We start from the raw sequence: 14,602 nt of genomic DNA on the forward strand, positions 1-14,602 counted from the left end.
CTAGGTCTCCATTAAAGACATTGACTTCAGCGTCGTTGACTAGGTGAATGACCTTGTCCCCTGTTCGATAGTGACACTGAGTTGCTTCAAAGCTAACTTGCCCCTTTTGCTGAGGATTGAGCAGGTCTTGCATGAGTTGGTTGATGGCGTCAATACCAGCAGTTCCTCGATACATAGGCGCTAGCACCTGAATATCGCGAGCCGGAATGCCACTTCTGAGGGCAGCACCGAGGATTTTTTCAATGGTAGCTGGGATATGGCCACTAGCGATTTCAAAGTAGGAGCGATCAGCTTTTTTCTGGGTGAAATCTGCTGGCAAGATGCCTTGTCGAATCTGGCTAGCTAAGGTGACGATAGTTGATTCTTCACTCTGACGGTAAATCCGTTCCAAACGAGTCTGAGGAATCAGGGGTATCTGGAGCAGGTCAGCCAGGACTTGTCCGGGACTAACAGAAGGTAGCTGGTCGCTATCGCCCACGATGAGTATTTTACTGTTAGAAGAGATGTTGGAGAAGAGTTGGTTAGCTAGCCAAGTATCCACCATGGAAAACTCATCTACAATGATAAAATCGGCATCCAGATAATCTTCCAGATGGCTGGTATCATCATCACCCGTCATTCCCAAATGGCGGTGGATGGTCGCGCTAGGCAAACCTGTCAATTCATTCATGCGCCGAGCCGCTCGACCAGTTGGAGCTGCTAGAAGAATCGGCAGACTGCTTTTCTTCCTGAGATCAAGCCCTTCTAAGAGGGCATAAACAGCGATAATTCCATTGATAACAGTCGTCTTACCTGTACCAGGCCCACCTGTCAGGATAAAGACCTTGTTCTGGATAGCGTCGCAGATAGCCTGTTTTTGAATGGTATCGTACTGAATCCCCAGTTCTTGCTCGACAGTAGAGATATGCTTGTGAATGGTTTCCAAATCCTGATTTTTCTGCTTTCCTTTTTCGAGGATACGAACCAAGTGACTGCGAATGCCTTCTTCAGCGAAAAAGAGGCTGTTATCAAAGATTTTGGTATCAATCTGCTGAACCTTGTCCTCTTCAATTAGATGAGATAATTCCTGAGCTACTTGACTGGGGTCTAGTTCCACAGGACGGGAAGACTCGAGGAGAGTAAGGGTTTGTTCCAGCAAATCTCGGGCTTCCATATAGGTATCGCCCGTATCCATACATCCCTGAAAAAGACTATGAACAAGGCCAGCACGGAAGCGCTCGGGAGCTTGGCTTTCGATACCTAGTTCGGCAGCCAATTGGTCAGCAATGGTAAAGCCCAAACCCTTGATATCTTCAACCAGTTGGTAGGGATAGTTTTCGACAATATCCAGCGTTTCTTCCTTGTAAAAGTCTTGAATCTGAAAGGCAAGTTTATTGGGAATGCCGTAGTTGGCAAGTTTAGCCAAGACCATTTCTGTCCCATAGTTGAGACGGAGGGTGGAGACAAAAGCCTCACGGTTTTTGGCAGAGAGTCCTGCAATGCTTTCCAGCTTTTCAGGATGCTCCAGAATTTCGTCTATGGTATTGTCACCGTAGCTATCAACGATTTTCTGGGCAGTTTTGGGTCCAATTCCCTTGAAATGGCTACTAGAAAAGTACTTGACTAGACCCTTACTAGTGGGTTTTGCCCGCTCATAACGGCTGATCTGAAGCTGTTCCCCATACTTGGAGTGCTGAACGATTTGTCCCCAAAAAGTGTAGTCTTCCCCTTCAATCACGTCCGCCATGGTTCCTGTAACGATGATTTCAAAATCGTCAAAGTCCTCCGCGTCCGTATCTTCGATATCTAGGAGGAGAATGCGATAAAAATTACTGGGATTTTCAAAAATAATTCGTTCAATGGTGCCTGAAAAATAAACTTCCATAGGTTTCCTTTACATGAGTTCGTGAGAGTTGTACCCTTAGCTTCTTTCAACAAGCTAGGAGACTAAAAGGTCTGCTTCTCGCAATAGAAAAAGAGGCTGAGACTTAGCATTCTCGGCCTCTTCCTTATCTTAAAAAGTTCCGATACGGTTAAGTGGCCAGAAACGGAATTTTGCTTCGCCTTTGATATCGCTGGCCTTGAAGGTACCGACATGGCGGCTGTCGCTAGAGACTAGACGATCGTCACCAAGGAGAAGGTATTCGCCTTGAGGGACAGTAAAGCTAAAGCTGGTGTTGGAATTGACATCGACCGTAAAGGCTTGTGCTTTTTGAGCAAGTTCTCTAAAGTAAACTCCCTTATTGCCTTCAAATCCTTTTCCAGTATAGGTGTTTTGCAACTTTTCTGTTTTGAACAAGTTGAGGTACTCAGCTAGGTAAGGTTCATTCGTTTCTTCACCGTTGATAAAGAGTTTGTCATTTTCGTAGCGGATGGTATCACCAGGCATGCCGATAACCCTTTTGACAATGTCTTTATTTCCGTCTTCCTCATGCGCAACCACAATGTCGAAGCGGTCAATTGGGAGGTGTTTAACAACGAAAAGAACTTCTCCGTCGGCTAGGGTAGGGTCCATAGAGTGTCCTTCTACACGGACATTGCTCCAAAGAAAGATACGGCTAAGACCGACCAGTGCGATAATCAGGAAGAAAACTCCCCATTCTTTTAGAAATGTTTTAAACGAATTCATAATTTACCTTTCTAGAAGTGCTTTGGCTTTTTCAGTGTTTTTAAAGTGAAGTTTGGCGCAGAAATGAAGTCCCTTCATACCATAGGCTTGAAGGATTTTGCTAGCAACCTTATCAGATGCAATTCCAGCACCGCTTGGCAGTTGATAGCCTAGTTCTCGTCCAAGATTTTCCAAGTTTTCGAGGAAGAGATCACGCGCAATGATGGAGCTAACTGCAACAGCCAGGTATTTTCCCTCGGCTTTTTCTTCTAAGCTAATTTTGTTTGGAAAACGGTTGGCTTCTTGCGCCAAGTACTTGTCATAGTTTTTAGGGCTTGTAAAAGCATCAATCACGATTTTTTCTGGCTGGACTCCTTTTTGAAGCAGGAGAAAGATAGCCTGATTGTGAAGGGCAACCTTTACAGAAACAGCATTGTAACGCTCTCCGATAACTTCGTTGTACTTGCTAGGTGAAAGGAGGAGCGCTTGGTGCGAAATCTTTTCCTTGAGGATTGGAGCAATCTGACGAATCTTTTGGTCTGTCAGAGTCTTAGAATCCCCCACCCCGAGTTTTCGCAAGAAGTCGTGCTGGTCAGGTGTTACGAAGGAAGCCACGACAGCCAACCCACCAAAGTAGGAACCATTTCCCACCTCATCGGTCCCAATCATAGGGAAATCTTGTCCACTGTTTTCTTGTTGAACTTGGTAGCCAAAGAAACTGGCGTATTGCTCAGCAGCTTGGCCTTGCAGGAGGACTTTTCCAGAAGTATAGATGGAAACTGTTGCCTGAGGGAAGCGCAAAAAATAGCGGATATAGGGATTTTTACTAGGACTGAGAGCCTTCTGATACTGACTTAAAAAGCTCTGAATTTCCTGTTCACTGGGTGTGAGTGTGATACTTGCCATAGTCTCTATTGTACCACAAAAGCAGGAAAATTGGTAAAAACTGACAAAGTTAGCGAAATTTGGTATAATATCGTGAGGTGAATTTTATGGCAAATCTAAATCGATATAAGTTTACATTCGGAAAAAAGACATTAACCTTAACAACCGAGCATGACAACCTCTTTATGGAGGAAATTGCCAAGGTTGCGACTGAAAAATACCAAGCAATTAAAGAACAAATGCCTGGGGCGGATGATGAAACCATTGCGCTTCTTTTGGCGGTCAATTGTCTGTCTACACAGCTCAATCGTGAGATTGAATTTGATGACAAGGAGCAAGAGTTGTTAGAACTCCGCCACAAGTTAATTGCTGTCAAACAAGAACAGAGCAAGATTGAGGATTCCCTATGATTTCAATCCTACTCTTATTGGTTCTGGCTTGGGGCTTTTACATCGGCTACCGTAGAGGTTTGGTCCTGCAAGTTTATTATTTCCTCGTGGCAGTGATTTCAGCCTTTGTTGCGGGACAGTTTTATAAATCACTGGGCGACCACTTCCACTTGCTTGTCCCTTATGCCAATCCTCAGGAAGGACAGGGAACCTTTTTCTTCCCTTCAGACCAGCTGTTTCATCTAGACAGGGTCTTTTATGCGGGTCTAGCCTATCTTCTAGTTTTTGGGATTTGCTACACTATCGGACGTTTTATCGGTTTGTTCCTGCACTTGATTCCAACTAAAAAGCTTGATGTCAAATGGTTGCGTATCGGATCAGGCCTTTTGTCTCTATTGGTAACCTTATTTGTCTTGCAAATGGCTCTGACCATCCTTGCAACAGTGCCTCTGGCAGTCATTCAAAATTCACTCGAAAAAAGTACAGTAGCCAAACACATCATCCAAAGTGTCCCTTTTACGACAAACCTTATCAAACAACTCTGGGTGACAAATTTAATCGGATAAAAAGGGCGGGATTTTTCCTAGCCCTTTGTTTACAGATTGGACGACTAGGTCAAAACCTCTAGTTGCTATAATCTTGTAAACCAGTATACAAGGAAAAAATATGAATACAAAAATACTAGAAACCTTAGAATTTAATAAAATCAAAGCCTTGTTTGAACCGCATCTCTTGACAGAACAAGGATTAGAGGAGCTAAAAGGCTTGGCTCCAACTGCTAAGGTGGATAAGATCAAACAAGCCTTTACAGAGATGGAGGAAATGCAAGCTCTATTTGTGGAGCAACCCCACTTTACCATCCTAGCGACGCGTGAGATATCAGCGGTTTGTAAGCGTCTGGAGATGGGAGCAGACCTCAATATCGGGGAGTTCCTGCTCCTCAAACGGGTCTTGCTGGCTAGCAGAGAGTTGCAAGGCTTTTATACCAATCTCGAAAACGTACGCTTGGAGCAGTTGGCGAGATGGTTTGAAAAACTGCATGAGTTTCCACACTTGCAAGGAAGTCTCCAAGCTCTAAATGATGCAGGATTTATCGAAAATTTCGCCAGTGAAGAGCTAGCACGCATCCGTCGGAAAATCCATGATAGCGAGAGTCAAGTTCGAGATGTCTTGCAAGACTTACTTAAACAAAAATCTCAGATGTTGACGGAAGGTATTATCGCTAGCAGAAATGGCCGTCAAGTTTTACCAGTAAAGAACACCTATCGCAATAAGATTGCAGGTGTTGTCCATGACATCTCTGCCAGTGGAAACACGGTCTACATCGAGCCACGTGAGGTCGTGAAACTGAGCGAAGAAATCGCTAGTCTGCGAGCTGACGAACGCTATGAGATGATTCGCATCCTGCAGGAACTATCGGAACGGGTTCGTCCTTATGCTGCTGAGGTTGCTAATGACGCTTGGATCATCGGCCATCTGGATCTGATTCGTGCCAAGGTACGTTTCATCCAAGAAAGACAAGCAGTCGTTCCTCAACTTTCAGAGAATCAAGAGATTCAACTCCTTCATGTTCGCCATCCTTTGGTCAAAAATGCTGTTGCAAACGATGTACACTTTGGTAAGGAATTAACAGCCATTGTCATTACAGGTCCCAATACTGGTGGGAAGACCATCATGCTCAAAACTCTGGGCTTGACTCAACTCATGGCCCAATCTGGATTGCCCATTCTAGCTGACAAGGGGAGCCGTGTCGGTATTTTCGAGGAAATCTTCGCGGATATTGGCGATGAGCAGTCTATCGAACAAAGCTTGTCTACCTTCTCCAGCCACATGACCAATATCGTAGATATTCTTGGCAAGGTCAATCAGCACTCGCTCTTGTTACTAGATGAGCTTGGGGCAGGTACCGATCCGCAGGAAGGAGCAGCCCTTGCTATGGCTATTCTGGAGGATCTTCGTCTGCGTCAGGTCAAGACTATGGCGACGACCCACTATCCAGAGCTCAAGGCCTACGGTATCGAAACAGCCTTTGTGCAAAATGCCAGTATGGAGTTTGATACAGCCAGCCTGCGTCCGACCTATCGCTTTATGCAGGGAGTTCCTGGTCGAAGCAATGCCTTTGAAATTGCAAAACGTCTGGGCTTGTCAGATGTCATCGTAGGAGATGCCAGCCAGCAGGTCAATCAAGATAATGATGTCAACCGTATCATTGAGCAATTAGAAGAGCAAACGCTTGAAAGTCGCAAACGCTTGGACAATATCCGTGAGGTGGAGCAAGAAAACCTCAAGATGAACCGAGCACTCAAAAAACTTTACAACGAACTCAATCGCGAGAAGGAAACTGAGCTCAACAAGGCGCGTGAACAAGCTGCTGAAATTGTGGAACTCGCTCTAAATGAGAGTGACCAGATTCTCAAGAATCTTCACAGTAAGTCTCAACTCAAACCCCACGAAATCATTGAAGCCAAGGCTGAGCTGAAAAAACTGGCTCCTGAAAAAGTCGACTTGTCTAAAAACAAGGTCCTTCAAAAGGCCAAGAAAAAACGAGCTCCGAAGGTGGGGGATGATATTGTGGTCCTCAGTTATGGACAACGTGGAACCTTGACCAATCAACTTAAGGACGGCCGTTGGGAAGCCCAAGTTGGTTTGATCAAGATGACCTTGGAAGAGAAAGAATTTGACCTTGTTCAGGCCCAGCAAGAAGCCCCAGTCAAGAAAAAACAAGTCAATGTCGTGAAACGTGCATCTGGTCGTGGCCCACAAGCCAGACTGGATCTTCGTGGCAAACGGTACGAAGAGGCCATGAATGAGCTGGACGCCTTTATCGACCAAGCCCTGCTCAATAACATGGCGCAAGTCGACATCATCCACGGTATCGGTACGGGAGTCATCCGTGAGGGCGTCACCAAATACCTGCAAAGAAACAAGCATGTCAAGAGTTTCGGCTATGCTCCACAAAATGCTGGAGGCAGTGGCGCCACCATTGTAACCTTTAAAGGATAGAGAGAAGAAGGATTCACTCTTTCTGAAAAAAGAAGTGAAAAGTCAAAAAATTTCATAGAATATATTGACAAGGGCTAACTTTTCTTGTAAAATAATAAAAAATTAAATACCAACACCGAATGAAGTTTAATAGAAGTGGAGAAAGGTTTGTTTTCCATGACTGTAAATGGACGGAACTCTGGAGAGACCGTAAAGGCACCGAAGGGGCAAGGCAGGTAACTGCTCAAACTCTCAGGTAAAAGGACAGAGCTAGGATAGACCGCTTTTTGGCATTTATCTAAGCATTCCAGAGTACATGTATCTTGCATGTGCTCTTTCTTTTGGGGTTGAACGATAGGAGAAGGACATGTTAGAATTGCTTAAAGCGCTTGATGCTTTTGCTTGGGGGCCTCCCCTCTTGATCTTATTGGTCGGAACGGGTATCTATTTGACCATCCGACTGGGCCTTTTGCAGGTTACTCGTCTCCCTAAGGCCTTTCAGTTGATCTTTACCAAGGACAAGGGGCACGGCGATGTGTCGAGCTTTGCTGCTCTCTGTACGGCTCTAGCAGCCACCGTTGGTACGGGAAATATCATCGGAGTCGCGACAGCCATTAAGGTTGGAGGACCAGGGGCTCTCTTTTGGATGTGGATGGCAGCCTTTTTTGGAATGGCGACCAAGTATGCCGAAGGCTTGCTAGCTATCAAATATCGCACAAAGGATGCAAATGGAGCTGTAGCTGGAGGACCCATGCATTACATCCTTTTGGGGATGGGAGAAAAGTGGCGTCCACTTGCTATCTTCTTTGCCCTAGCGGGTGTATTGGTAGCCCTTCTAGGGATTGGTACCTTTACCCAAGTCAATTCGATTACAGAATCCATTCAAAATACAGCCCAAGTTGATCCAGCTATCACAGCTCTGATTTTATCCATTTTTGTAGGGATTGCCGTCTTTGGTGGCCTCAAATCCATATCAAAAGTTTCGACAGCAGTGGTTCCTTTTATGGCTATTGTCTATATTTTAGGGACTCTTACAGTTATTCTCTTTAATATCGAGAAAATCCCAGCCACACTTGCCCTCATCTTTACTTCAGCCTTTAGTCCAACTGCTGCGGTAGGTGGTTTTGCAGGTGCCAGTATTCGGATGGCTATCCAAAATGGTGTGGCGCGGGGAGTCTTCTCTAACGAATCTGGTCTTGGTTCTGCTCCCATTGCAGCGGCTGCAGCTAAGACAAATGAGCCTGTCGAGCAAGGCTTGATTTCCATGACAGGAACCTTTATTGATACCCTCATTATCTGTACGTTGACTGGTTTAACAATCTTGGTAACTGGGGTTTGGAGTGGTGATTTGAATGGGGTTGCCTTGACCCAGTCAGCCTTTTCAACAGTTTTTTCATATTTTGGACCTGCCCTCTTGACCATCTTCCTTGTACTCTTTGCCTTTACGACGATTCTAGGATGGAACTATTACGGAGAGCGCTGTTTTGAGTTTCTCTTCGGTGTTCGTTTTATCTGGCTTTACCGTGTAGTCTTTGTAGTCATGGTCTTGTTGGGAGGATTTATCGAGTTGGATATGGTTTGGATTATCGCAGATATCGTCAATGCCTTGATGGCTTTACCAAACTTGATTGCCCTCTTAGTCTTGTCGCCAGTCGTCATTGCTGAGACTAAAAAGTATTTTAAACACTAACCCAATCACACTTTTAGTGTGATTTTTTCATTTCATAGACATTTCCTATCAAGGCGATTGAAAATATATATTATCCAAGGGGGAAATTCTATGATAGACTAAATGACAATAAAATGAAAAGAGGTTTCTTATGACAACATTTACCATCCACACAGTAGAATCAGCACCAGCAGAAGTGAAAGAAGTTCTTGAAACAGTACAAAAAGATAACAATGGCTATATTCCCAACCTAATCGGTCTCTTGGCTAACGCTCCTACCGCGCTTGAAGCCTACCGAACTGTCGGAGCCATCAACCGTCGCAATAGCTTAACACCAGTAGAGCGTGAAGTAGTGCAAATCACGGCAGCCGTAACCAATGGTTGTGCTTTCTGTGTCGCAGGTCACACCGCCTTTTCGATCAAACAAATCCAGATGAATGATGATCTTCTTCAAGCTCTTCGCAATCGCACTCCAATCGAGTCAGATCCTAAGCTAGATACTCTGGCCAAGTTTACCTTGGCAGTCATCAATACCAAGGGTCGTGTAGGCGATGAAGCGCTTAGTGAATTTTTGCAAGCTGGCTACACGCAACAAAATGCCTTGGATGTGGTTCTCGGTGTTAGTCTTGCAAGTCTTTGCAACTATGCCAACAACCTAGCTAATACGCCTATTAATCCAGAATTACAACCTTATGCCTAGTTCGAATCAGAAAGAAAAAATGAAGACTGAGCAATCCAGTTTTCATTTTTCTATGCTATTTTAAGCGCTTTTATGCTATACTAATAATAACATGATTATTGGAGGCTCGGATGAAAAAGCTCCCCTTAGTATTCTCTGGCTGTTTATTAGGTTTAGCAGGTGCAGGAAATCTGATTGCAGATACTTGGCCAGTTCTGTCGCATTTATTTAGTCTGACTGGATTAGTTTTGTGGCTTTTCTTTCTGATTCTTCATCTTTTTAATTGGGAAGAAACCAGGAAAGAATTGACCAAGCCCCCTCTTTTATCTGGGATGGCCACTTTTCCTATGGCTGGGATGATTTTGTCGACCTATGTCTTTCGCGTATTCCCTGCTCTTCCTTTGGTAGCACAAGGGATCTGGTGGTTTTCATTTCTCTTGGATTTGGTTTTGATTGCTACTTTTACCATCAAATTTGCCTGTCCGGGTCGGAGGGTCAATGCGACTCCTAGCTGGACGGTGCTCTATGTGGGGATAGCAGTAGCAGCCTTGACCTATCCCCTTGTCGGCATCATTGAAATTGCCTATGCGACCTTGAGTTTTGGTTTTGTCTTGACCTTCTATCTCTATCCGCTTATTTATAGCGATTTAAAGAAAGATCCACTCCCAGTGGCCTTGCTTGGACAGGAAGGAATCTACTGTGCTCCCTTTTCCCTACTCTTAGCTTCTCTAGTTCGAGTTGGAGGAGCAGGCCTACCGACTTGGCTCTTGATTGTCATGATTTTGGCATCTCAGTCCTTCTTTTTCTTTGTTTTAACTCGCCTGCCCCATATTTTAAAACAAGGCTTTCAACCAGCCTTCTCAGCCCTCACCTTCCCAACCATTATCACAGCTACTTCGCTCAAGATGGCTCAGGGGATCTTGAAACTTCCATTTCTGGATTATCTGGTGTTTGCTGAAACTGTTATATGCCTCACTATTTTATTCTTTGTATTGGGTGCTTATCTGATTTGGTTACGAAAAAAGGTCTAGCTAGAAATAGCTAGGCCTTTTTTTATGGTTTGATAACTTCAGCTCCACCCATATATGGACGAAGTGCTTCTGGAATGGTTACAGAACCATCTTCATTTTGATAGTTTTCAAGAATGGCAGCCACTGTACGTCCAACTGCAAGTCCAGAACCGTTCAAGGTGTGAAGGAGTTTCACCTTGCCATCGGCTTCATCACGGTAACGGATTTGGGCACGACGGGCTTGGAAATCTTCTGTATTTGAACAACTTGAGATTTCACGATAGGTATTTTGGGCGGGAATCCAAACTTCCAAGTCATAAGTCTTGGCAGCTGAGAAGCCCATATCTCCAGTAGAGAGCGCAACGACACGGTATGGAAGGTTGAGTTTTTGAAGAATATTTTCAGCGTTTGCTGTCATTTTTTCCAATTCTTCGTATGATTCTTCTGGTTTGGCAAATTTGACCATTTCAACCTTGTGGAATTGGTGTAGACGAATCAAGCCACGTGTATCACGACCAGCAGAACCAGCTTCAGAACGGAATGATGGACTCATAGCGGTAAAGTAGATTGGTAGATCTTTACCGTCAAGGATTTCATCACGGTAGTAGTTTGTAAGAGGAACTTCAGCTGTAGGGATGAGGACATAACTAGTGTCTTTCAATTCAAAAGTATCATCCTTAAATTTTGGATAATTTCCGGTACCAAACATAGAATCATGGTTAACCATGTAAGGTGTGATAACTTCCGTATAGCCTTCTTTACCATGCTCATCCAACATGAAATTGTAGATAGCACGTTCCAAACGAGCCCCAAGTCCTTTATAGAAGAGGAAACGAGCTCCTGTTACCTTACCGCCACGTTCCCAGTCAAGGATACCAAGGTCTTCACCAAGATCCCAGTGAGCTTTTGGCTCGAAGTCAAACTCACGTGGAGTCCCCCAACGACGGACTTCCACATTGTCATCTTCATCAGCTCCAACAGGAACGCTGTCGGCAGGGATGTTTGGAAGAGTAGTGGTAAATTCTGTTAATTTAGCATCGATGTCCGCCAATTCAGCATCCAAGGCTTTGACTTCAGCAGATAGGGTTTGCATCGCAGCAATCTTGTCATCGGCATTTTCCTTGTTGCGCTTAGCTTGGGCAATCTCAGCTGAAACTGTGTTACGTTCTGCTTTTAAAGTTTCAACCTTGACCAAGATGTCACGACGTTTAGCATCGATTTCTTTCATCTCATTTAAGATAGCAGCATCTACACCACGTGTAGCTAATTTTTCAGCGACAGCATCAAAATCTGTACGAATACGTTTAATATCTAACATAAGAACTCCTTTATGAAAAAAAGCACACCTGACAAAGTGTTGGAGTGGCAGGGCCACGGTTCCATCCAACTTCACAGGTGTGCACTTGATTCTGTATTTAATTGTGAACAACGGTAGAATTTCACCTATCCCTCCTATCTGCTCGCAACACCCGCAGACTTTCTGAAAGAAGAGGATAACCTACTTATCCGTTGCTATGATTATACTAAAGTTTCTACTTTTTTGCAAATAGATTTTTAAGTTTTTGTCCAATGGTCTGGAGTAGAGTCGGAAGTTTCACGACCTTGTCGTTTCCTAATTTTTCCCGAGCGATTTTGAGGATAGCTCCAGAGTCTTTTGAAGCAAAGAGAAATTTTCCTTGATCAGTGAAGACTTCAAAGTGGCGGCTGATCTTGCGACCACTTACGTTGGCTCCGATTTGCTGAATGCTGGACCAGGGGATTTGGATATATTGTTCGACATTGACATCAGGATAAAACTCTAAGGCTTGATCCCCAACTAGAAATTTTCCAACTTTTCCAGAGATAGAGAGGTAAGATGTCCCAGTAGTTTGGAGGTCAATGACTTGATTGAGTGATTGGGCCATGATTAGTCTTCCTTACTTTCATCGAAAAAGGCATGATAGAGAGCCTTGATAGCGGCCTTCTCTTGCTCTTTATTGACAACAAACATGATGGAAACTTCGCTTGAACCTTGTGACATCATCTGGATGTTGATTTTATTCTCAGACAAAGCCCGTGTTGCAGTAGCAGTTACCCCGATATGACTCTTCATCTTTTCTCCAACAATCATAATGATGGAAAGGTCATGTTCGATTTCAGCATGGTCCACCTCAGCCTTTTGAACGAGTTGACGTAGAATTTCTTCTTCTTTGATAGGAGTCAATTCGCGGGAGCGGAGGATGATTGAAAGATCGTCGATACCTGTAGGCATGTGTTCCCAACCGATATTGAGATCCTCAAGGATTTGCAGAACCTTGCGACCAAACCCGACTTCACGGTTCATGAGGTATTTTGACATGTTGATGCTGACGAATCCTGAGTCACCTGCAATCCCTACTACTGGGAATTTATCACTACTGTGTTCTAAAACAATGCGTGTTCCTGGGTGGTCAGGGTTGTTGGTATTCTTGATGACAAGAGGAATTTTTCCTCGGTAGGCAGGAAGAAGGGCTTCGTCATGAAGAACTGAAAATCCAGCGTAAGCCAACTCACGCATTTCACGGTAGGTTAATTCAGGAATGGAGTGTGGTTGGTGGATAATACCAGGATGGGCAGCAAAGATACCATCTACGTCTGTAAAGTTCTCATAGAGATCAGCCTTAACACCTGCTGCAATGATAGAACCTGTAATATCTGAGCCTCCACGTGAAAAAGTACAGATTTGATTTTCCTTAGTCACACCAAAGAAACCAGGGATGACAAGGACTTCGTTGCTATCAGCCAAGCCTTCAATCTTGTCATAACTAGATGGAATGATGCGTGCGTTTCCTGGTTCACTTGTGACAACAATTCCAGCTTCTCTTGGGTGAACATAGCGTGCATCGATACCGTTTTGGTTAAAGTAGGCTGCAATGAGTTTGGCATTGTTATTTTCTCCAGCCGCTAGGAAGGTATCATAGAGAAATTCATTGTCCTCTATAGGAAGAGTTGCCAAGGCCCGAATGCTTTTAGAGATTTTTTCTAAAACAGCAGGTTTTAACCCAAGTTCACTAACCATAGCGGCATAACGGTCAATGATCCAGCTTTGGCTAGCACTGATGTCATTTCCAGCCACATAGTCACGATAGTATTTGATCAAGGCATCAGTTACCTTGGTATCTTCAGCATTGCGTTTGCCGGGTGCAGAAACGACTACAAAACGGCGTTCTTTATCACTTTTAACGATATTTAAGACTTTTTCTAACTGACCAGCAGAGGCAAGCGAGCTTCCGCCAAATTTTACAACCTTCATAAGGACTCCTCAAGTAAGTATTTTATACGATTATAGCAGAAAGAGGGGCATTTTTCAATGAAGAAAATAACTTCCTATTATAATAGAAGAAAACACTAACTTATTCTGAAAAGCGATAACGATTTAAAAGTAAGAGTGTCAAATTTTACTCACACTCATAAATGATGGGTAAATAATCAGCTGAGACACTTTCCTTTAGTTTTTCCTTGCCTCTTTATCCAAAAAAAGGTATACTTTGATAATAAAACAATTTTATTGCCTTATAAAAGAAAAGGAGAAGCTATGAATCATATCTTATATCAGATCGTAGATGATCTGGCTATCATTACTTTGAATCGTCCCGAAGTGGCAAATGGTTTCCATATCCCAATGTGTGAGGAGATTTTAGAAGCTTTGACTCTAGCAGAGCAGGATCAAGCTGTGCAGTTCATCTTGATTAATGCTAATGGGAAGGTTTTTTCAGTTGGGGGAGACTTGGTTGAGATGAAACGAGCAGTAGACGAAGATGATATCCCTTCTTTGAATAAGATTGCAGAATTAGTCAATACAATTTCTTTTAAAATCAAGCAAATTCCAAAACCTGTTTTGATGGAGGTAGATGGAGCGGTTGCTGGTGCTGCAGCAAATATGGCAGTAGCAGTTGATTTCTGTTTAGCGACTGACAAGGCAAAATTCATTCAAGCCTTTGTCGGAGTTGGATTGGCGCCAGACGCTGGTGGGATTCATCTCTTGAGTCGTAGTATCGGGGTAACACGGGCTGCACAACTTGCCATGACAGGTGAAGCTTTGACTGCTGAAAAAGCGCTAGAATGGGGCGTGGTATACCGTGTTTGTGAAGTTGACAAATTAGAAAAAACAAGAGAACAGGTTCTGAAAAAATTAAGAAGAGGTTCAGCAAACTCATACGCAGCGATTAAAAAGTTAGTTTGGGAAAGTCAATTCAAGGATTGGCAGAATTATGCCGAATTAGAATTGAAACTACAAGAATCGTTATCTCTAACTGAAGATTTCAAAGAAGGGGTTCGAGCGCATTCTGAAAGAAGAAGACCAAAATTTACAGGAATGTGAAAAAATACTTGCACAATTTTTTGAAGTTTGTTATACTTCTTTTATCAAATGTTTTGATTGTA

At 43.7% G+C, this 14,602-nt stretch carries 13 protein-coding genes and 1 riboswitch; of the genes, 7 read left to right on the forward strand and 6 right to left on the reverse strand.

The window, feature by feature from the left end; genetic code table 11:
- The 3 genes from O3622_RS08265 to rnhC all read right to left on the reverse strand — a co-directional run.
- Positions 1-1,864: ATP-dependent RecD-like DNA helicase (locus O3622_RS08265; RefSeq protein ID WP_371607322.1), on the reverse strand; the 1,864-nt coding region annotated here is incomplete at its 3' end.
- A gap of 129 nt (positions 1,865-1,993) precedes the next feature.
- Positions 1,994-2,608 (reverse strand): signal peptidase I, encoded by a 615-nt coding sequence (gene lepB, locus O3622_RS08270; protein WP_001083992.1) that lies wholly within the window; start codon positions 2,606-2,608, stop codon positions 1,994-1,996.
- Between the two features lie 3 nt (positions 2,609-2,611).
- Positions 2,612-3,493: a ribonuclease HIII gene (rnhC, locus tag O3622_RS08275; protein WP_371607323.1), complete on the reverse strand. Its 882-nt coding sequence runs from the start codon at positions 3,491-3,493 to the stop codon at positions 2,612-2,614.
- 86 nt (positions 3,494-3,579) lie between these two features.
- Here rnhC and zapA point away from each other — a divergent pair, with 86 nt between their 5' ends.
- The 6 genes from zapA to O3622_RS08305 all read left to right on the forward strand — a co-directional run bounded on the left by zapA (position 3,580) and on the right by O3622_RS08305 (position 10,222).
- A complete protein-coding gene (gene zapA / locus O3622_RS08280) occupies positions 3,580-3,882 on the forward strand; it encodes a cell division protein ZapA (RefSeq protein ID WP_000002028.1) in 303 nt (100 codons plus the stop codon).
- The gene (locus O3622_RS08285) at positions 3,879-4,427 is read left to right on the forward strand and encodes a CvpA family protein (RefSeq protein ID WP_371607324.1); all 549 of its coding nucleotides are present in this window, start codon (positions 3,879-3,881) and stop codon (positions 4,425-4,427) included. The genes zapA and O3622_RS08285 overlap by 4 nt, the downstream gene beginning before the upstream one ends.
- Before the next feature lie 100 nt (positions 4,428-4,527).
- Positions 4,528-6,864 (forward strand): endonuclease MutS2, encoded by a 2,337-nt coding sequence (locus O3622_RS08290; RefSeq protein ID WP_125388674.1) that lies wholly within the window; start codon positions 4,528-4,530, stop codon positions 6,862-6,864.
- Positions 6,865-7,032: 168 nt separating this feature from the next.
- Positions 7,033-7,121: riboswitch (glycine riboswitch) on the forward strand.
- 89 nt (positions 7,122-7,210) lie between these two features.
- A complete protein-coding gene (locus tag O3622_RS08295) occupies positions 7,211-8,533 on the forward strand; it encodes an alanine/glycine:cation symporter family protein (RefSeq protein WP_371607325.1) in 1,323 nt (440 codons plus the stop codon).
- Positions 8,534-8,663: 130 nt separating this feature from the next.
- The gene (locus tag O3622_RS08300) at positions 8,664-9,212 is read left to right on the forward strand and encodes a carboxymuconolactone decarboxylase family protein (protein WP_000206771.1); all 549 of its coding nucleotides are present in this window, start codon (positions 8,664-8,666) and stop codon (positions 9,210-9,212) included.
- 110 nt (positions 9,213-9,322) lie between these two features.
- Entirely contained in the window at positions 9,323-10,222 is a 900-nt protein-coding gene (locus O3622_RS08305) for a TDT family transporter (protein WP_371607326.1), read from the forward strand.
- 22 nt (positions 10,223-10,244) lie between these two features.
- On the opposite strand, the gene serS is transcribed toward O3622_RS08305, so the two are convergent.
- The 3 genes from serS to O3622_RS08320 form a co-directional block, all read right to left on the reverse strand.
- A complete protein-coding gene (serS, locus tag O3622_RS08310) occupies positions 10,245-11,519 on the reverse strand; it encodes a serine--tRNA ligase (protein ID WP_371607327.1) in 1,275 nt (424 codons plus the stop codon).
- Between the two features lie 214 nt (positions 11,520-11,733).
- On the reverse strand, positions 11,734-12,105 hold the full coding sequence (locus O3622_RS08315) for a DUF956 family protein (RefSeq protein WP_000079379.1): 372 nt from the start codon (positions 12,103-12,105) through the stop codon (positions 11,734-11,736).
- Positions 12,106-12,107: 2 nt separating this feature from the next.
- Positions 12,108-13,472 (reverse strand): aspartate kinase, encoded by a 1,365-nt coding sequence (locus tag O3622_RS08320; protein WP_000869633.1) that lies wholly within the window; start codon positions 13,470-13,472, stop codon positions 12,108-12,110.
- Positions 13,473-13,754: 282 nt separating this feature from the next.
- On the opposite strand from O3622_RS08320, the gene O3622_RS08325 reads away from it, so the two are divergent.
- The gene (locus O3622_RS08325) at positions 13,755-14,540 is read left to right on the forward strand and encodes an enoyl-CoA hydratase (RefSeq protein WP_001015588.1); all 786 of its coding nucleotides are present in this window, start codon (positions 13,755-13,757) and stop codon (positions 14,538-14,540) included.
- Positions 14,541-14,602: the final 62 nt, after the last annotated feature.

The organism is Streptococcus sp. 27098_8_51 (assembly GCF_041432205.1).
Classification (GTDB): domain Bacteria; phylum Bacillota; class Bacilli; order Lactobacillales; family Streptococcaceae; genus Streptococcus.

Excerpts from the sequence above, each read along its gene's own strand:
- O3622_RS08305 (WP_371607326.1), top strand. The coding sequence starts at position 9,323 with ATGAAAAAGCTCCCCTTAGTATTCTCTGGCTGTTTATTAGGTTTAGCA.
- rnhC (WP_371607323.1), bottom strand. The coding sequence starts at position 3,493 with ATGGCAAGTATCACACTCACACCCAGTGAACAGGAAATTCAGAGCTTT.
- O3622_RS08325 (WP_001015588.1), top strand. The coding sequence starts at position 13,755 with ATGAATCATATCTTATATCAGATCGTAGATGATCTGGCTATCATTACT.
- lepB (WP_001083992.1), bottom strand. The coding sequence starts at position 2,608 with ATGAATTCGTTTAAAACATTTCTAAAAGAATGGGGAGTTTTCTTCCTG.
- O3622_RS08290 (WP_125388674.1), top strand. The coding sequence starts at position 4,528 with ATGAATACAAAAATACTAGAAACCTTAGAATTTAATAAAATCAAAGCC.
- O3622_RS08285 (WP_371607324.1), top strand. The coding sequence starts at position 3,879 with ATGATTTCAATCCTACTCTTATTGGTTCTGGCTTGGGGCTTTTACATC.
- O3622_RS08295 (WP_371607325.1), top strand. The coding sequence starts at position 7,211 with ATGTTAGAATTGCTTAAAGCGCTTGATGCTTTTGCTTGGGGGCCTCCC.
- serS (WP_371607327.1), bottom strand. The coding sequence starts at position 11,519 with ATGTTAGATATTAAACGTATTCGTACAGATTTTGATGCTGTCGCTGAA.
- O3622_RS08320 (WP_000869633.1), bottom strand. The coding sequence starts at position 13,472 with ATGAAGGTTGTAAAATTTGGCGGAAGCTCGCTTGCCTCTGCTGGTCAG.
- zapA (WP_000002028.1), top strand. The coding sequence starts at position 3,580 with ATGGCAAATCTAAATCGATATAAGTTTACATTCGGAAAAAAGACATTA.
- O3622_RS08315 (WP_000079379.1), bottom strand. The coding sequence starts at position 12,105 with ATGGCCCAATCACTCAATCAAGTCATTGACCTCCAAACTACTGGGACA.
- O3622_RS08300 (WP_000206771.1), top strand. The coding sequence starts at position 8,664 with ATGACAACATTTACCATCCACACAGTAGAATCAGCACCAGCAGAAGTG.